This is a genomic window from Pseudomonas sp. RC3H12, assembly GCF_018596375.1.
GTDB lineage: Bacteria > Pseudomonadota > Gammaproteobacteria > Pseudomonadales > Pseudomonadaceae > Aquipseudomonas.
Genome location: NZ_CP075595.1, coordinates 1,816,960 through 1,835,004 on the forward strand (window position 1 = coordinate 1,816,960; position 18,045 = coordinate 1,835,004).

Annotated in this window: 15 protein-coding genes; 1 reads left to right on the forward strand and 14 read right to left on the reverse strand. The window is 66.6% G+C overall.

Annotated features, from left to right (window positions below; genetic code table 11):
- Nucleotides 1-4 precede the first annotated feature (4 nt).
- Genes KHO27_RS08320 through KHO27_RS08385 form a run of 14 tightly spaced genes read right to left on the reverse strand, consistent with a single transcriptional unit; the run spans nucleotide 5 to nucleotide 15,951 of the window.
- Nucleotides 5-694, reverse strand: coding sequence for a GNAT family N-acetyltransferase (locus KHO27_RS08320; RefSeq protein ID WP_110699338.1), 690 nt, complete (start codon nucleotides 692-694; stop codon nucleotides 5-7).
- Between the two features lie 34 nt (nucleotides 695-728).
- Nucleotides 729-2,639, reverse strand: a complete 1,911-nt coding sequence (locus KHO27_RS08325) for a hypothetical protein (protein ID WP_214501595.1) — start codon at nucleotides 2,637-2,639, stop codon at nucleotides 729-731.
- Nucleotides 2,636-3,940, reverse strand: coding sequence for an oligosaccharide flippase family protein (locus KHO27_RS08330; RefSeq protein ID WP_214501596.1), 1,305 nt, complete (start codon nucleotides 3,938-3,940; stop codon nucleotides 2,636-2,638). The genes KHO27_RS08325 and KHO27_RS08330 overlap by 4 nt, the downstream gene beginning before the upstream one ends.
- The gene (locus KHO27_RS08335; RefSeq protein WP_111532370.1) at nucleotides 3,940-4,947 is read right to left on the reverse strand and encodes a polysaccharide deacetylase family protein; all 1,008 of its coding nucleotides are present in this window, start codon (nucleotides 4,945-4,947) and stop codon (nucleotides 3,940-3,942) included. The genes KHO27_RS08330 and KHO27_RS08335 overlap by 1 nt, the downstream gene beginning before the upstream one ends.
- Before the next feature lie 9 nt (nucleotides 4,948-4,956).
- Complete coding sequence (locus tag KHO27_RS08340) at nucleotides 4,957-6,093, reverse strand: glycosyltransferase (RefSeq protein WP_214501597.1); 1,137 nt, start codon at nucleotides 6,091-6,093, stop codon at nucleotides 4,957-4,959.
- Nucleotides 6,086-7,051, reverse strand: coding sequence for a glycosyltransferase family 2 protein (locus KHO27_RS08345; RefSeq protein ID WP_110699330.1), 966 nt, complete (start codon nucleotides 7,049-7,051; stop codon nucleotides 6,086-6,088). Before KHO27_RS08345 ends, KHO27_RS08340 begins: the two co-directional genes overlap by 8 nt.
- Entirely contained in the window at nucleotides 7,048-8,418 is a 1,371-nt protein-coding gene (locus tag KHO27_RS08350; protein ID WP_110699328.1) for an O-antigen ligase family protein, read from the reverse strand. Before KHO27_RS08350 ends, KHO27_RS08345 begins: the two co-directional genes overlap by 4 nt.
- On the reverse strand, nucleotides 8,415-9,521 hold the full coding sequence (locus tag KHO27_RS08355) for a glycosyltransferase family 4 protein (protein WP_250888428.1): 1,107 nt from the start codon (nucleotides 9,519-9,521) through the stop codon (nucleotides 8,415-8,417). The genes KHO27_RS08350 and KHO27_RS08355 overlap by 4 nt, the downstream gene beginning before the upstream one ends.
- Nucleotides 9,518-11,092: a GumC family protein gene (locus tag KHO27_RS08360; protein ID WP_110699326.1), complete on the reverse strand. Its 1,575-nt coding sequence runs from the start codon at nucleotides 11,090-11,092 to the stop codon at nucleotides 9,518-9,520. The genes KHO27_RS08355 and KHO27_RS08360 overlap by 4 nt, the downstream gene beginning before the upstream one ends.
- Before the next feature lie 14 nt (nucleotides 11,093-11,106).
- Complete coding sequence (locus KHO27_RS08365; RefSeq protein WP_102682285.1) at nucleotides 11,107-12,126, reverse strand: polysaccharide biosynthesis/export family protein; 1,020 nt, start codon at nucleotides 12,124-12,126, stop codon at nucleotides 11,107-11,109.
- 22 nt (nucleotides 12,127-12,148) lie between these two features.
- Nucleotides 12,149-12,796 (reverse strand): CpsD/CapB family tyrosine-protein kinase, encoded by a 648-nt coding sequence (locus tag KHO27_RS08370; protein ID WP_102682284.1) that lies wholly within the window; start codon nucleotides 12,794-12,796, stop codon nucleotides 12,149-12,151.
- A gap of 1 nt (nucleotide 12,797) precedes the next feature.
- A complete protein-coding gene (locus KHO27_RS08375; RefSeq protein ID WP_214501598.1) occupies nucleotides 12,798-13,544 on the reverse strand; it encodes a sugar transferase in 747 nt (248 codons plus the stop codon).
- Nucleotides 13,541-14,605 (reverse strand): NAD-dependent epimerase, encoded by a 1,065-nt coding sequence (locus tag KHO27_RS08380; protein WP_110699324.1) that lies wholly within the window; start codon nucleotides 14,603-14,605, stop codon nucleotides 13,541-13,543. The genes KHO27_RS08375 and KHO27_RS08380 overlap by 4 nt, the downstream gene beginning before the upstream one ends.
- Nucleotides 14,602-15,951: a UDP-glucose dehydrogenase family protein gene (locus KHO27_RS08385; RefSeq protein ID WP_214501599.1), complete on the reverse strand. Its 1,350-nt coding sequence runs from the start codon at nucleotides 15,949-15,951 to the stop codon at nucleotides 14,602-14,604. Before KHO27_RS08385 ends, KHO27_RS08380 begins: the two co-directional genes overlap by 4 nt.
- A gap of 384 nt (nucleotides 15,952-16,335) precedes the next feature.
- Here KHO27_RS08385 and KHO27_RS08390 point away from each other — a divergent pair, with 384 nt between their 5' ends.
- Nucleotides 16,336-18,045 carry a sulfatase-like hydrolase/transferase gene (locus tag KHO27_RS08390; RefSeq protein ID WP_214501600.1) on the forward strand — a complete coding sequence of 570 codons (1,710 nt, stop codon included), beginning with the start codon at nucleotides 16,336-16,338 and terminating at the stop codon, nucleotides 18,043-18,045.

An 18,045-nucleotide genomic window follows, 5' to 3' on the forward strand; every position in this document is an offset into this window, starting at 1 on the left:
GGGGTCAGCCCGCCGTGGCCGAGGAGGCCGGAGCCTCCGGCTTGCGCAACGGCTCGAGTCGCGAGGCGGTGTAGCGGCTTTCGCGGAAGAACTTCCAGCGGCCAAACAGGCAGTACACGTTCATGATCCGTCCTTGTTCCTGATAACCCATGCGCAGGTGCAGCTTGAGCGCCGGAATATTGTGCTGCTCGCACACGTCCACCACCTTGGTGCAGCCCTGGGCGGCCATGGCCTTCCACAGTTCCAGCTGCAGGTCCACCGACAGCTCGGTACCCCAGTATTTGCGGATCAGCTCGCCGCCGAACTCGAAGAACTCCCCCGGCCCGACCGGGAACCAGCAACCGTAGTAGTGACGGTCGTGGTAATGGCGACTGCTGCCCCAGATGAATGCCACGGCGTCGTTGTCGTCGTTGAGGAACATCAACCCGGTATGGCCTTCGGCGGCCAGCTCGCGCATGGTCTCGACGCGGTCGCCGAAGTGGCGGGCGAAGGCGCGCACGTTATGCACGGTGATGTGCTCGACCCGCAAGGTGCCGTAGGGCTTGAGCCGGTGCGGCGGCACCGGGCTGACCAGGTCGCGCTCCATCCACAACAATTCCCAATGATAGAAGACGTAATGCCGGAAGGCGCTACGGCAGGTGTCTCGCAGTCCCTTGCGCTTGATGCGGTCCTGGATCTTGGTGAATGCAGTCATCGTGCCTCCTGGGCATGGCTGATCGAGGTGCGTCTCATGACGCGCTCCAGGTCAGGGCGAATACGGTCTGCCCTGGCAGTTGAAAATGGATCTGCCCATCGGTGCAGCTGAAGCTGGCGCGGCGGCTCTGGTTGTCGGGGCCGAACAGTTCGAGCTGGCCGCTGGGGCAGCCGCCGAGGGTCAGCGCCACCTGCTGCAGGCGCTCGGCCTTGTTCACCCCCAGCAGGCTGCGCTGGTGCTGGCGGGCCATGGCCAGGGCGTCGACCTCGAAGGCGTCGTTGTCCAGGGCCAGCACCTGGTCCAGCCAGTGGCGCTGGATGAACTGCTGGGCCAGGCCTACCGGCTTGAGTTCGTAGCGCTGGCCGCCGGCATCGCGCAGCATGCCCTTGGGCCATTCGGGCTCGTCGGCGACATGGAACCAGTTGAGCATGTCGAGCAGGCCGTCACTGGCGGCGTTGATCACCACCGAGGCCCACCACAAGCCGGCGTAGTGGGTGTTCTGCTCGTAGGGGCTCAGGCTCGAGCCGCTGGACAGGTTGGTCTGGTCCAGCAGCAGCGCCTTGCGCGGCCGGCCTTGGCCATCCAGGCCCACCAGCGCGGCAGCCTGGCGCACGCTGTCGCGGTAGCTGCGGGTGGCGAGCAGGTCGCGGACCATCCATTCGTGCCAGGCCAGGGCGTCGATCTGCGGGCCTTGCTCGGCCAGCAGGCGCCGCGCCCAGTCGATGCCGCGGCGCTGCTTGCCGTCGTCGGTAAAAGGCCCGCCGAGCAGGCGCGAGGAGGCCGGCATGGCGATGCGCACGCCGGCCTCGTGGGCACCGGGATACTCGCGCACGCGTTTGGCCATGGCCTGGAAGAAATCGCGGTAGCTGGCGTAGTCGCGGTAGTTGAGATTCGGCTCGTCGGCGAAGGCCAGGTAGTGAGTGCCCTTGCCGCCCAGGGCCTTGGTCGCCTCGAGCCAGGCGTCCAGCCCGTCCGTGCTGGTACGGTCGCTGCGCAGGTCGGCGACCCGGGCGCTGCCGGCCAGCAGGGTGATGTCCTGGAGAATGCCGAAGCGCTGCTGGTAGAGCTTGCGCCAGGCGTTTTCGAAGTCCGGCTGGCGTTGCAGTACGTCGACGAAGCTGTAGAAGCCGGCGGCCTGGGGGCGCAGGGCATCCAGCGCGGCGAAGCTCGAGGCTGGTGGCAGCACGTAGGGCAGGGCGACGCCCAGCCGTGGGGTGGGGCCGAGGACCTTGTCACCCAAGGCAAGGGTTACCTGGCCCGGCAGTTGTGGCAGCTCGCCCAGGTCGGCGGCGCGCTGGGCGAACAGGTTGGCGCTGCCGTCGAGCCAGAACGCCGCCTTGCCGCTGCCCTGCAGGCCCAGTCGCCAGATCTCGTCACGGCCGCTGGCGGGCAGCGCCTGTTGATCGAAGCGCCAGTAGGCACGGTAGGGCTTGAGTGGTAGCTGAATGCGCCGGCCATCGCTCAGGCGTTCGGCGAACAGGCCATGCACGCCGCCGTGGTGCTTGCCGGCCAATACCGCCTGCTCGCCGGCCTTGACCCGGAAATACAGGGTAACGCCTGGCCCGACTTCAGCGCTGAAGTGCACCTTTGCCGGGGCGAACAGCGCGCGGGTGCTGTTGTCGTGCTGGATGCGATAGTCACGGAAGCTGTAGCCGGGCACCTCCAGGCGATAAGCGCCGCCGCCCGCCGCCAACGGCCAGCGTTGCTCGCCGCGCACCTGCGCGGCTTCGATCCGCCGATTGCCGGCCAGGCGGCCCTGGCCGTCCAGCAGGTACAGACGCTCGGCGTTGGCATCGGCCTGCCAGGCGGGCTTCCACTGGATACGCAGTTCGTCGGCGCGGTCGGGGAGCAGGTACAGGCTGCCGTCGCGGATATCCGCCCACTGCACCGGCGCGGCGAACACGCCCTGCGCCAAGAGCGCGCCACACAGCAAGGCGGCCTTCATGCCGCCCTCCGCTGCAGCATCTGGCGCAGCGGCGCCAGGTCGGCGGGCAGGATGATCAGGGTCTGGCCCAGCGGCACGCCGCTGAGGCGGCAGTACAGCACCAGCATCGCCACGGTGACCGCCAGGTAGGCGATGGACGAAGCCGCGGCCGCGCCGACGATACCCCAGGCCGGAATGAGGAAGATGTTGAGCACCAGGTTCAGCGCGGCACCAGCGCCCATCATCAACGACACCGTGCCGGGACGGTTCTTGCCTAGCAGGTCCAGGCGCAGGATGCTGGCATAGCACAGTCCCAGCAGGCCCGGCAGCAACGCCAGCAGGGCCGGGTAGGCCGGGGTGTAATCGGCGCCGAACAAGGTGACGATCAGCCAGTGGCCGATCAGCGCCATGCCCAGGCAGGCGCCGAGCATCACCGTGGCGGTCAGGCGCAGGGCCAGGGGAGTGATGCGCTCCATGCCGGCATCCTGCTGCAGCAGGCGCTTCATCAGCGGTGTGGTCACCGCCTCGGGGACGATCAGCAGCAGTTCGGCGGCGGCGCTGGCCATGGCGTAGTGGCCCAGGGCGGTGCTGCCGAGCAGCGCGCCGATGAACAGGTAGTCCGAGCGCAGGATCAACTGCTGGAACAACAGGTCGGGGTGGCTCTTGGCGCTGTAGCTGAGCAACTCACGCTGGCCACTGCGGTCCCAGCGCAGCGCCAGCGGGTACTGGCGGCGCAGCCACCACAGACCCAGCGCCAGGACCAGGGCGATGCCGCACAGCCAGCTGATCAGCGCCGCTTCCAGCGCCTCGTCTCGCCACATCCAGAACAGCCCGAGGAACAGCAGCAGCGGCGCCAGCGACTCGGTCAGGCGCAGGGCGTTGAAGGCGCCGACGCCGCCGCTGGCGTTGTGCAGGGTCAGCAGGCCGCTCTTGAGCACGGTCATCGGTACCGCCAGCAGCAACAGCCAGGCCAGCAGGCCCAGTTGCACGGTGACTTCCAGGTCGGCACCGAACTCGCGCACCAGGAATACGCAGGCCAGGGTCAGCACGCCGGCCAGCAGGCAACCGTAGACCAGCACCTGGGTCAGCAGCAGGCCCATGTCGCGCTGCTTGGCCGCCTGGTAGCCGACCGCGCTGTTCAGGCCGCCGCTGGTGGCGGCGCTGATCAGGTCGGGCAGGGTACTGAGCAGGGCGAACAGGCCGCGCTCGCTCGGCCCGAGGATGCGCGCCAGCAGCACGTTGCGCAGCAGGCGCAGGGCGATCATCGCAAGCTTGGTGCCCATGCTCAGCGCCAGGTGGCGCAGGTAGCTGTTGCGGTTCATCAGCGTTCTCCACGACTGATGCGCCAGGCCAGCAGCGAGGGCCGGCTGGCATTGCGCTGGCTGACGCCGATGCGCGGCAGGGCCAGCGGATCGTCATGCCCCTGGCAGATGCCCGGGCGGGTGCTCAGGGCGTAGGGGTAGCGATGCGCGGCGACCTGGGCACGCACGCGCTCGTCGTGGTCGCCGTTGGGGTAGCAGTACACCGGCAGCGGTGCGCGGCAGCCTTGGTTGAGTGCCGCATGGCTGCGGGTCAGTTCTTCGTTGAGGCGATGGTCGTCCAGGTAGGGCAGCAGGGCATGGCTGGCGCCATGCGGGCCGAAACGCACCAGGCCTGAGTCCTCCAGGGCGCGCACCTGCTGCCAGTCCATGGCCTGGGGCAGCGACTCTGTCGGGCAGGCGTCGGTCAACACGTGCAGGGCCTGGGGGCTCAGGCTCTTGAGGGTCTGCAGGTAGCGCGCCAGCACCAGGCTGCGGGCCTTGCTGTGGTCGTGCATGAAGTAGGCCGCCGGCAACGGTCGGCCGAGTTTGCGCAGGCGTTCGATCAGTTGCCGCCGGGCCTCTTCGCCATGGCTGCCCCACAGTGTCTCGCCGACGCTTTCCCACCAGAAGCGCTGGCGGCTGCCGATGTAGTCGGTGGACAGGAAGATGCTCGCCGGCACCTGGTGACGCTGCAGCAGCGGGAAGGCGTTGACGGCGTTGTCGCGCCAGCCGTCGTCGAAGGTCAGGGCTACCTTGGGGCGGCAGTCGGCGCGGGGTTCCTCGTGGCTCTGCAGCAGGTCCATGAGGCTGACGCAATCGAAATGCCGGGGCAGCCAGCGCAGCAAGCCCTCGAAGGCCCGCGGGCCGACGCACAGCTCGTTGCGGTGGGGCAGCGCGGCGCTGGCGTCATCGGCCAGCACCCGGTGCAGCATGAGGATCACCCCGGCGCCACGCAGCTCGGCGCGTCCGCGTGGCGAGTTGAAATAGAACCAGCCGCTGGCCTGCTTGATGTGGGTCTTGATCGGCATGTCCGTCGCTCATCGATTCTGGTCGGGGTTCCATTGGCTGTAGCTGTGCCCGCGCAGGAACTGCCATAGGCCCACGCTCATGCCGGCGAGTGTGACCAGCACGAAGGCGGCCAGGCGGAACGGGCGGGGCAAGCGCCGGCGGGCGTCGAGCAGGCCGGCGATGGCGGCGGCGTAGCCGAGCAGTTGCAGGGCCAGGGTCAGGCGGTAGAAACCGGGCTCGGCGGCCAGCCACAGGTTGGCCAGCAACAGCGGCAGCAGCAGTACCGGGGCCAGGCGGCGGATCAGCTTGTGGCTGATCAGGGCGATGGCGTACAGGCCGTGGCGCGCAGGATTAAGCAGCTCGCGGCGGGCGGCCAGGCTCAGCAGGCCACCGACGGTGACGCGCTGGCGGCGGCGGAACTGCTTGTCGGCCTCGTCGACGCCCTGATCGAGCACCACCGCCTCGGGCACATAGACGATGCGCAGGCCTGCGGCCGGTGCGCAGGTGCTGATGAAGAAGTCGTCGTTGACCTGTTTCGGGATTGGCTGGTACAGCCCCCGGCGCAGGGCCAGCAGGGCGCCGTCGGCCGAGACCATGCAGCCGGTGCGGTTCTCTACCTTGCGCACCCAGGCTTCGTAGTGGCGGTACAGGCTGTCGCCGATGCTCAGGCCCTTGCCCGGGTCGGGAATGATCATATGCCCTGCAGTGCCGCCGACCTGCGCGTCGGCGAAGGGGGCGAGCAGCAGGCCGAGGGTGTCGGCCGACCACTGGTTATCGGCGTCGGTGAACACCAGCAGGTCGCCCGTGCACACCTGCACGGCACTGTTCAACGCACCGGCCTTGCCCAGGCGTGGCAGGTCCAGCACCTGCACCCGGAGGTCGCCCAGGCCACGGGCCAAGGCCACGGTGCGGTCGCTGGAGCCGTCGCTGGCCACCACCACCTGCAGCTCCGCGGCTGCGTAGTCCTGGCCGAGCACGCTGGCAAGCTTGGCTTCGATATGCCGCTCTTCGTTGTGCGCGGCGATCACCACACTGACCCGTTGCGCGGGCAACGGCATGGCGGTGCGACGGGCGAAGAACGGCGCAGCCAGGGTCAGCAGCAGCGGGTAGCCGACCCAGGCGTACAACGGCAGCAGCAGGCATAGCCAGAAAATGAACTCAGCCACGGGCGGGCCTCCTTGCGGTGCGGTTGAACAGGCTGAGGATGAAGGCCGCGCCGGCCAGGTGCAGGCGCAGCCAGTGCAGGCCCCAGAGTTGCAGCGTGAGCAGCGGGTCGCGGTGTCTGCGGCTCTGGCGCAGGCTGAGGAACAGTGCGGGCAGGGCGCTGACCAGCAGGAAGAACAGCGCGACATGAGGGAAGCCGTCGAGCAGCGCCGACAGGGCAACGGCATCCAGCACCCAGGCGCCCACCGAGAGCATCGGAAAACGCAGCAGGCGCAGGCTCACGCCATGGCTGCGCAGCAATTGCAGGTGGCTGCCCTGGCGCCACATCTCCTTGCCCAGCCACTCGCGCCAGTTGGCCTCGTAGCCCCAGTGCAGTACCGCGGGCTGGCGCAGCACGCGAAGGCGTGCGCCGGCTTCATGCAGGCGCAGGGTGAAGTCCTTGTCCTCGCCGGTGCGCAGGCGCTCATCGAAACCGCCGACCTGCTCGAACCAGTGGCGCCGCATCAACAAGTTGGGGGTGGGCAGCCAGGTGCAGTCCTGCACTGTCTGCCCGGTGCGCAGGGTTCGCCGTTGCCAGGCCTGGGCGAACCAGGGCGCATGGCGCGGGGTGTCGCAGTCTAGGGCGAAGACATCGCCTTCGCCTCGGCGTTGCAGGTCCAGCAGCAGGTCCAGCCAGTGTTCCGGGACCTCGATGTCGGCATCGAGGAAGGCCAGCCAGTCGCCTTGACTGGCGTTCACGCCGGCATTGCGCAGGGCGCCGATGGCCACGCCCGGCAGGCTCAGCACCTGGGCACCGTGGGCGCGGGCGATCGCCGGGCCGTCGTCACTGGAGCCGTTGTCCACCACGATCAGTTCGCAGGCCAGCCCGGCTGCGCTGGCCGAGCGCCGGGCGGCATCGAGGGTGCGGCCGATATGGCGGGCTTCGTTGAACATCGGGATGATGATACTCACCCGGCTCATCGGGCCACCTCCACGGGCTGCTGTTCACGCGCCTGGCCAAGCAGCACGCTGGACAGCGCCAGCATCAGCCACAGGTACTTGTGGCTCGGGGCGCTGAGGAACATCAGGAACAGGCCGATGGCGAGCATGCTCATGGTCAGGTGGGTCATCAGGTCGGCGCGGTCCGGGTCGCCGGCCGCGCGGAAGGCGGCGCGGGCCTGCCAGAAGTTGCGCAGGGCCAGGGCAATCATGCCGACGAACAGCAGGCCCGCCGGCAGGCCGACCTCGCTGAACAGCTCCAGGTAGGTGTTGTGAGCTCGGCGGTAGAGGTCGGTGGTCTTGCTGTTGACCGGGGCGAAGGCCTTGGAGAAGCCCGTGTCGGCGTAATGCAGCGGGAAGGTGCCGGGCCCGGTGCCGAGCAGCGGGCTGTGGCTGATCATCTCCTTGCCCACCACCAGGTAGGAGGCGCGCCGGCCCAGCGATTCGTCCTGGTGGGCGTTGACCCCGGACTTGAGCAGCATCAGCGACTGGATGCGCTCGGCGTAGCCGGCGGGCATCAAGGCCACGCCCAAGGGTAGGACAATGGCCAGGCCAAGCATGGCGAAGCCCAGGTGGCGCGGGCGGATGCGCGTCAGCTGTTCGCGGTAGTTGTGCAGCACGATGCCCAGGCTGATCAGCAATACCACCAGCCCCGAGCGCGATTCGGTCTTGGTCATGCCCACCAGCAGCAACAGGCAGCAACCGGCCCAGAACAGCTTGACCGGGATCTGCCGCGCCTTGATCGCCAGCCACAGCCCCAAGGGCATGGCGATGGTGATCAGCAGGGCGAAGGCGTTGGGGTCGAGCATGGCCGAGGCGCGGCCCTGCTCCTGGTATTTGCTGGAGAAGATTGCGAACAGGCAGGTTACGCACACGCTGACGGTGACCAGCCGCGCCAGCAGCGGCAGGTTGAGGTCGCGACCGACCAGCAAGGTAATGACGAACACCACCAGGCCCACCAGCAGCTCACGCAGGTGCCCGCCCGACAGGGCCACGTCGTCGCTGGCCCACAGGCTCAGCAGGTAAAGGGCCATGAACGGCAGCAGCAGGCGCCATTGATTGCTGCGCAGGCGCTCGCCGGGAAGTTGGCGCACTGCCAGTTGCAGGCTGAGGATCAGCACCAGGCCGATGCCCACCAGCTTGGCGCCGGACACCAGGCCGTCCTTGAGCAGCCCCTCCAGCGGCACCAGGGTGGCGATCGCCAGCAGGCCCCAGGCCGGTTTGCGGTACAGCACCAGCACGCCGGCCAGGCCGATCACGCCGCCGGGCGCCAGGAACGGGTAGGGGCTGGCCAAGAGACCCAGGCTCAGCAAGGCCACCAGGGCCACCAGCGACAGGGGAATGATCATGCGACAACCTCCTCGGCCGTGCCTCGATACACCTGGGCCCAGCGTTGTGCCAGGGTTGGCAGGTGGTAGCGTTGACGTTGAGTCTGGCGAGCCCGGGCAACCAGTTCGTCGGCCTGCTCGGGGTCTTGCAGCAGCGCTTCGAGATGCTCGCCCAGTTCGGTCGTGGCCAAGGGACGGGCGAGCAGGCCGTTGTGGCCGTGCTCGATGACGTCGGGGATGCCGCCAACACCGAAGGCCACCACCGGCACGCCATCCTGCATGGCTTCCAGCAGGATCATCGGCGTGCCTTCGGTGCGCGAGCTGATGACCAGGGCATCCAGGCGTTTCATCCAGCCGCGCATGTCGCGCTGGAAGCCCGGCAGGGTGATGCGCTCGCCCAGACCGGCAGCGTCGATGCGCTGTTGCAAGGCATCGCGTTCAGGGCCTTCGCCAAGCATCACGGCGTGGACCCGCGGTTGGCGTTGACACACCGGGATCAACGTGTCGAGGAACAGGTCGGGGCCTTTTTCGCTGGACAGCCGGCCAACGTAGGCGGCTAGCCAGGGGGCGCCGCCTGGCTGTGCCGCTCCCAGGCCATCCTTTGCCTGCGTTTCACAAATCTCGGGCAGCCCATTTGGAATCACCTGCAGCTTGGCCGCTGGCACCCCGGCATCGCGATGGATACGGGCAATGCTCTCGGCCACGCACACCACCGTGTCCACTGTCGGCGTGCGGCACAACTGCAGGCTCAGCCAGGTGTAGAAACGCTGTTTGCGGCTGCGCGGGGTAAAGCCATGCTGGGTGCTGACCATCGGCAGGCGCCACAGCGTGGCGCCGATCCAGCCGAACAGCTGGCCCTTGAAGTTATGACTGTTGACCAGTGGACGTTCGCCGCGCTGCGCGCCGAGCACCTTGAGCACCGCTCCCAGGCCGTGGCAGGTATCGCACTCGACACCCGCCTCGCGAAAGCGCGCCACCAGGTCCGCCGGGGCATCGAGGAACAGCACCCGATGCTGGCCGGGGGTGGCCTGGCAGTGGTCCAGGAGCATGCGCTCGGCGCCGTAGAACCCGCCGCTGCTCAGCAGGTGCAGGATCGGCCGGCCGGCGTGCAGCGCGGCGTTCAATTGCGCACCCAGTGCCACAGGCGTGGCAGCGACCAGCTCTTGTGCGGGTTGGGCAGCGCCGGGGACTGGTCGTTGATCACCAGCAGTACCGGCAGGCCCAGCTCGTGGCTGATCTGCGCCGGATGCTTGAAGCGGTGGTCGAAGAACTCCCTGACGTAGACCACGGCAATCGCCAGCAGCAGGCCGGTGACCAGGCCGAATGGAATGATCAGGCCGGGTTTCGGGAAGCTCGCCGCGGTGGGCTCGTAGGGGGCGCTGAGGATGCGCGCGTTGGACTGGCTGCCATCGAGCAGGCCCTGGCCACGGCTTTCCTCGTAGCGCTGGGCGTAGGTGGAGAAGGCCTTGTGCAGGGCATCGATCTCGGTGTCCAGCTGGCGGGTCTTGCTCTGGGTCTCGCGCAACTGGAGGATGCGCTTGCTGTAGTCGGCGATGCGCTGGGTCTTCTGCTCGATCACCTGCTGGGTCACGGCCAGGTCCTGCTGGCGTTCACGGATGCGGTTCTCGACGATCTTGAGGAACTGCGCGCGCAACTGGGCGATCTGCTGGCGGGCCATGACCATCTGGTCGGAGCCTGGCTGGAACACCGTGGCGTCACCGTTGTAGCGGGCCAGCTGGGTGGTCAGCTGCTCGCCGAGCTGCTTGATCTCGCGGTCTTCGAAGGCGACGTTGTCGACCGTGGTGGTGAAGGTGTAGGGGAAGGCGTAGTCGGCCATCTTCGCCTTGTTGGCCGCGGCCAGGCTGCTCTGCAGGTAGTCCAGCCACTTCTGGTTCTGCAACTGGCGGTCACGTTGCAGGTTGAGCGCCTGCTCTTCGGTGTTGATGGCGTTGAGGCGGAAGGTGATCTCCTCCTTCGGATCCGACGAGCCGATGGCGGTGAGCAGGCCCAGGCGCTGGCTTTCCAGGTCGCCCAGGCGGGCCTGGTAGTGCAGCTTCTTCTGCTCGTAGAAGGCTTCCGGCAGTTCATTGGACTGCAGATCCTGGCGGTTGGCCAGGAAGTTCTCCAGCAGGCGGCTGACGAACAGCGTGCCCAGCTTCGCGTCATTGGCGCTGTAGGTGATGGAAATCACGTTGGAGCCGGGCAGGGTCTCGACCTTGAGGTCCTTGACCGCCTGGTCGGTGAGGGTGTCGAGCTGGGTGTCGCGATCGTCCGCCACGGTGTTGCCGAACAGCCGGTGCAGGGGCTCGATCACCGTGTGACGCAGCGGGTCGAGCACGGTGCGCCGCAGCAGGCCGGGCTCGTCCGGATAGTGGCCTTCCTTGCGCAGCTCGCCGATGGTCTGGCGGATCAGGGTTGGCGAGCGCAGGATGTTGCTCTCGGTCTCCATGTCGGCCAGCGACGGCGGGATGAACTGGTCGGCCTGCTGGCTGAGCGCCGAGGTGGTGTCGCTCTGCGAGAGCTTCTTGGACTGCACGATGACTTCGGCGGTGATGTCGTAGCTCTGCTTGAGTACCAGCGGCAACAGCACGGCGATCACCGCGAACACCAGGAACACCCGTTTCACCAACTGGCGGTTGGCGAAGAAGATGCGGAAGAACTCATGTACGTAGTTTTCTTTCGGTTGCGTGGTCATGGTCCGTCCCCCGGTCAGTCGTCGCTTTCTTTATTGTCGACGCGGTAGCTGAAGCTGAAGCCGAAGCCCTGGAACAGCACCACGTCGGCCAGTTGCCGGGATAGCTCGGCGGCGCTGGCCAGCTTGGTCTTGGGCACGTAGAGCATGTCTTCGGGCTGCAGGTAGGCGAGTTTCTGGCTGCCGCCGGAGAGTGCCTGGTCGACGTCGTAGTTGACCGCATGCACGGTGTTGCCCTCGCGACGCATGATCACCACCGAACCGAGCTTGGCCTTGAGGGTGGGGCCGCGGGCCAGGGTCAGCGCCTCGAGCACGGAGATCGGGCGGCGGATCTGGAAGGCGCCGGGCTGGCCGACTTCGCCGAGCACGTAGATCTCGTTGGCGGCGGTGGACTTGAGCAGCACATCCACGCTCATGCGCCCTGGCAACGTGGCGTAGCGCTCGTTGAGGTAGTCGCGCAGCTGGTTGACGGTCATGCCTTGCAGCGGTACCGAGCCGATTTCCGGGAAGGTGGCGCGGCCGTCGTTGCCCACGGTGATGTCGCGGCTCATGCCGGTGCCGGGGTGGCTGAGGGCGTTCTTCAGGTTGACCTCGTCGGTCATCGGGCTCACCACCCGTACGGTGACCTGGTCACGGTTGGGCTTGAACACCCGCTTGTCCTGGTAGGCCTGGCGGATGGCGCTCTCGGCTTCGCCGGGGGTCATGCCCTCGACGCGCACCGCGGCGTTGGTGCTGGGCAGGGTGATGGTGCCGTCGGGCTGCACCAGCTGGTTGCCGTTCAGGCCGCTGGCGGCCATGAAGTTCAGGTCCAGGGTGTCGCCGGACTGGATCCGGTAGGCCCCGGCCGAGCGGTTGCTGACATGGAAAATCACTTCCAGCACGTCCTGCGGGCGTAGCACCTGTTCGCGGCGGGCGACTTCGGTGGCCTGGCTTTCGGCGGGAGGCGCGGTGAGGATCTGCACCGGCATCTCGCGGTTTTCCTGGCTGGCGCAGCCGGCCAGGGCCAGTACGCACAGGGCAATCGAGGGATATCTCATGGCGTTCATCCTGTGCGGCCTCTCAGAGATTTTCGTACAGCCACTTGGGCATGTAGTACTTGCGCTTGTTGAACACGCTGCCGATCAATCGCGCGCCGGCCTGGGTCAGGCGCTGGCTGGCGGCCTGGGCCACCTCCCAGCGGGTCTCCTCGGCGCACACGACCAGGATCACGCCGTCGACCAAGGTACCGATCACCAGGCTGTCGGCGCTGGCGTAGATGGCTTCGCCGTCGATCACCACGAAACGGTACTGGTTGCTCAGCTGGTTCAGCAGTACGCGCAATTGCTCGTGGTCGAGGCGGTCGCGGCCGCGCTTCCAGGTGCCCACCGGGAGCACGTCGAACGGCTGGTCGGACAGGCGCACGATGCAGTCCTGGGCCAGCGGCGGGGTGTCCTGGTTGAACAGCAGGTCGCTGTAGCCGCGCAGCTTGGCCAGGCCAAGCTGTTGGCTGAGGCCGCCGGGGCTGAGGCTGGCATCGATCAGCAGCACGTTGCCCGCACTCATGAGGGCCAGCTGGCTGGCGAAGGCCAGGGCGCTGGTGCTGGTGCCGCTGCCGGTGTTGGCCGCGGTCAGCAGCAGGGTGCGCTGGTCGAGGTCGAGCACGGTGGCGGTCAGGTTGGTCTCGCTTGGGGTAGCGATCGTCAGGCTTCTTGAGGATGAACCGTCCATCTCAGCTTGCTCCGTGGCCAGTGAAGACTTTGAACGGGGTCTTGAGCAGGATCTTCAGGTCCAGCATCAGGCTCTGTTCGTTGATGTAACTCAGGTCCAGCTCCACCCGTTGGTCGAAGTCGATGTTGCTGCGCCCGGAGATCTGCCACAGGCCGGTCATGCCCGGGTAGATCGACAGCCGCGCCAGGTGGTTGTCGCGGTAGCGGTAGGCGTTGAATGAAGTGGGGCGCGGGCCGACCAGGCGCATATCGCCGGTGACCACGTTGATCAGGTTGGGCAGCTCGTCCAGGCTGCTTCTGCGCAACCAGCCGCCGACCGAGGTGATGCGCGGATCCTTGTCGATCTTGAAGTCGATGGCATCGGCGCCGTGCTTGTTCAGGTGGCGCACCGAATCCTTCAACGCCTCGGCGTTCGCCACCATCGTGCGGAACTTGAACATGCCGAAGGCGCGGCCGCGGTAGCCGGTGCGCTTCTGCACGAAGAACACCGGGCCTGGACTGGACTGCTTGATCAGCAGCGCCAGCACCAGGAACAGCGGCGACAGCAGCAGCAGCAAGGTCAGCGCGGCCAGGCAGGACAGCACGCGGTTGGTGCGCGAAAGGGTCCAGGGGCGACCACCGACGCGGCCGGTGATCCAGCCGCGGCCCTGCATGTGGATGGCGGCATCAATGCGCTGCCGGTGCGCCGGGTCCATGCGTTTGTCCTGGTACAGCGCCTGCAGTTGTGCGCTCTTGGGTTGTCCTGTCATACCGCCCTCCGTTGATCTGGCTGCTCACCCGTGGGCGCCGCTTCGCTGGCGGCGGGCGAGTAGTAGCTCTTGAACCAGGCGACGAAGCGCCTGAGCCCCTCATCGAGGCCTATCTGTGGGGTGAATCCGGTGACCCTGGCCAGGGCGCTGGCATCGGCGCAGGTGGCCAGGACATCGCCTGGTTGCAGCGGCAGCAGTTCGATCACCGCGTTGCGCTGCAGGTGTTTCTCCAGCAGCGCCAGGTAGTCGAGCAGCTCCACCGGACGCTGCCCGCCGATGTTGTACAGCCGCCACGGCGCGTGGCTGCTGGCCGGATCCGGGGTTAGCGCATTCCACTGCGGGTCGGCGACCGGGGGCAGGGGGATCAGCCGCACCAGGCTCTCGACGATGTCGTCGATATAGGTGAAATCGCGCTGGTGGCGGCCATGGTTGAACAGCTGGATCGGCCTGCCTTCGCTGATCGCCCGGGCGAACTGCATCGGCGACATGTCCGGGCGGCCCCAGGGGCCATACACGGTAAAGAAGCGCAGGCCGCTGCAGGGAATGCCGTACAGGTGGCTGTAGCTGTGGGCCATGGCCTCGTTGGCCTTCTTGGTGGCGGCATACAGCGACAGCGGGTGGTCTACGGCGTCTTCGACCCGATACGGCGTTTGCTGATTGGCGCCGTACACCGAACTGGACGAGGCGTACAGCAGGTGCTGGACCGGATGCCGGCGGCAGCCTTCGAGCACGTTGAGGAAACCGGCCAGGTTGCTGTCCAGGTAAGCCTGCGGGTTCTGCAGCGAGTAGCGCACACCGGCCTGGGCGGCCAGGTGCACGACCACGTCCGGACGTTCGCTGGCGAACAGCCGGGCCATGCCGTCGCGGTCGCCCAGGTCCAGGCAGTGCAGCGGGAAATCGCCCGCTGTCTGGCGTACCCAGTGCACGCGGGCATGCTTGAGCGACGGCTCGTAGTAGTCGTTGAAGTTGTCCAGCCCCACCACCTGATGCCCCTCGAGCAACAGCTGGCGGCAGGTATGGGCGCCGATGAAACCGGCCGCGCCGGTGACCAGCACTTTCATGGCGCATCCGCCTGCGGGCTGACCTGGCGCAGGCCGATGCCGCTGTAGTGCAGGCCGTGGGCCGCCACCTGTTCAGGGTTGTACAGGTTGCGGCCATCGACGATCACCCGCGCGCGCAGCTTGCTGGCCAGCATCGAGAAGTCCACTACTCGGAAGTTTTTCCACTCGGTGCAGATCACCAGGGCGTCGGCGTCCTGCAAGGTGTCGTCGCGGGTGGCGCACAGTTGCAGGTCGTCGCGGTAGCCGTACAGGCGCCGGCATTCGTCCATGGCTTCGGGGTCATAGGCGCGCACCGTGGCGCCTTCGGCCCACAGCGCTTCCATCAGGTAGCGGCTGGGCGCTTCGCGCATGTCGTCGGTGTTGGGTTTGAAGGCAAGCCCCCACAGGGCGATGGACTTGCCCGCCAGGCCGTCGAGGCGCTGCTTGAGCTTGGCGAAGAGGATGCGCCGCTGCTGGTCGTTGACCTCGCTGACACTCTGCAGCAGGCGCAGCGGCATGCCGCTGTGCGCGGCGGTGTGCAGCAGGGCCTTGATGTCCTTGGGGAAGCACGAACCGCCAAAGCCGCAGCCGGGGTAGATGAAGTGGTAGCCGATGCGCGGGTCGGAACCGATGCCGCGGCGTACCGCCTCGATATCGGCGCCCAGGTGTTCGCTGAGGTTGGCCAGCTCGTTCATGAAGCTGATGCGGGTGGCGAGCATGGCGTTGGCGGCGTACTTGGTCAGTTCGGCGCTGCGGTTGTCCATGAACATCAGTTTTTCGTGGTTGCGGCAGAACGGCGCGTACAGTTCGGCCAGCTGGTCATGGGCGACCTCGTCGAGGGTGCCGACGATGATGCGGTCGGGGCGCATGCAGTCCGCCAGGGCACTGCCTTCCTTGAGAAACTCGGGGTTGGACACCACGCGTACTTGCAACTGACCCTTGCCCAGGCGCTGCAACTCGTCGCGGGCCAGGGCCATGACCTGGTCGGCGGTGCCCACCGGCACGGTGGACTTGATGATCAGGGTATGGTCGGTCTCCATCAGCCCGGCGATCTGCCGGGTGACGTTGAGCACATGGGTCAGGTCGGCCGAACCGTCCTCGTCGGGCGGGGTGCCCACGGCGATGAAGATCAGCTCGGCATGGCTGACGGCGTCGCTGGCCTGGGTGCTGAACAGCAGGCGACCTTCCTTGATGTTGTCCTCGAGCAAGTCCGACAGGCCCGGCTCGCTGATCGGCGGCACACCCTGGCGTAACTGGTTGATCTTGTGGGTATCGACATCCACGCACAGTACCCGGTGACCTACGTCCGCCAGTGCTGCTGCCTGTACCAGTCCGACATAACCGGTGCCAAAAACGCTCACGTCCATGCGCGGTGCCTCGAATGGATGAGTAAGGGAGATGAAACAGTGATGTGAATTGGGTATAGCTCAGCCCGGTGGAATTGCGTCAAAGCAATGGCATGTTTCGTCGCATTTACAGAGTCCAACGCAACGGGCCTTCTGCCACCAACCCGTTTCCAATCCGTGTGTTAGCGAACATAGCTAGTGGCAATTGGCCGTTCGGCGAGCCGATGAACGGTGCAATGCAGCGAAATAAGCGGGCTGCGGACGATAGAGATAATCAACAATAGCTTGCGGCCTGTGCCAGATTCCGGTGTCGGTATGTCGTCGGAAATTTGACTTTTTTGCGTTGTGGTTTGTTTCACAGGTGCTACGGTTTGAGAAGAATTCCATGACCGGAGTGGCCGAAACATGCGCGGATGGGTCAAGCTTTTGCTGCTGCTGGTTTACCTGGCCAGTTTTCATGGCTATTACCGTGAGCGCATAGAAGCCTTGGGTATTGGCGTGCCGCTGGTCCTTTACCTGGGTATGTTTGCGGTATTGGCAGTGGCGCTTGTGCTGACGGCGTTCACGCGTGCGGGGGGGCTGCGCTGGGCGCTGGCCCTGATGTTCACGGTCAGCGCGATCTTTCTCGACGCTTATAACCGCATCACCGATTCGTACCTGACCTATAGCGCCTTCGTGTCCATGGTCTACGCCGGCGGTTTCGTCCAGGAGGCGCTGCAGCAATATCATTACGCCATAACCCTCGCTGCGGCACGGGCGCTGCTGTTGCTGCTGGGCATCGGCCTGCATCCTGGGCCGACGCCGAAGTTGCCGCGCCTGTTGCCACCGTTGGCACCGCTGCTGGGGTTGCTGGCGCTGGTCGCCATCCTGTTTGTGCGGGCCGGCGAGGGCGCCCGCGGGCTGCCGGTGATGTACACGCCGCTGGCCTACCTGAGCCTGTTCACCTACGAGACCTTGCACGACCATGTCGGGCCACGTCAGCCCGTGACCCTTGCCCAATCAGGCCCGGCGATGGCGCGGGACATCGTGCTGCTGATCGACGAGAGCATCTCGGGCAACTACCTGGACCTGAACACCCCGGCCGGGGTCACCAGCCATCTGGCCCAGGCCCAACCCGGCGTGCAAATCGTCAATTTCGGTTACGCCGCGTCCATTGCCAACTGCAGCGCCGACACCAATGTCACCCTGCGCTATGGCGGCACCCGCGCCGACTACCTGCGCATCAACTCGACCCAGCCGTCGATCTGGCAGTACGCCAAGCGTGCGGGCCTGGAGACGGTCTACATCGACGGCCAGCGCACCGGCGGCAACCTGCAGAACCTGATGACCGAAACCGAGAAGCGCGATATCGACCAGTTCATCCAGTTCGACGACACCCCCGTGGTGCAGCGCGACATGGCGGCGCTGGAGCGGCTGGTGGCGCTGCTCAAGGATGGCAAGCCGCACCTGATCGTGGTGAACAAGGTCGGCGCCCACTTCCCGGTGCACGACAAATATCCAGACGACTTCCTCAAATACCAGCCCGCGTTGCCCCGGGGCCACTACGTCGATATTGCCGACACTGGCACCCGCGACGGTTTCGATGGCCGCCCGCAGGACTGGGTGCTGTACCGCAATGCCTACCAGAACACCGTGCTGTGGAGCGTCGGTGAGTTCTTCCGCCGGCTATTCGCCGAGGCCGACCTCAGCCAGGCCGTGGTGCTGTACACCTCCGACCATGGCCAGGACCTGCATGAACGCGGTAACCCGGGGCTGAACACTCATTGCGACAGCGACCCGGTGCCCGAGGAGGGCCTGGTGCCGCTGGTAGTGATCCAGGGGCAGGGCCTCAGGACACTGGATTGGGAAGGCAACCTGGCGGTGAACCGTAACGCCTCCAGCCACTACAACGTGTTCCCCACAATGCTCAAGCTGATGGGCTACGACGACAAGGCGGTCAGCGCGCTCTACGGGCAGTCGCTGGACATGCCGACCGACGACCCGTTCACCTTCAACGTGCGTTTCAATGCGCGGCTGGGGGCCAAGCCGGATTTCCGTCATATCGACCTGGGCCAGGTAGTCACCCCCGCCAGTGTCCTGGCGGGGCAACCGATGCCGCTAGGCAAGGCTGACTGA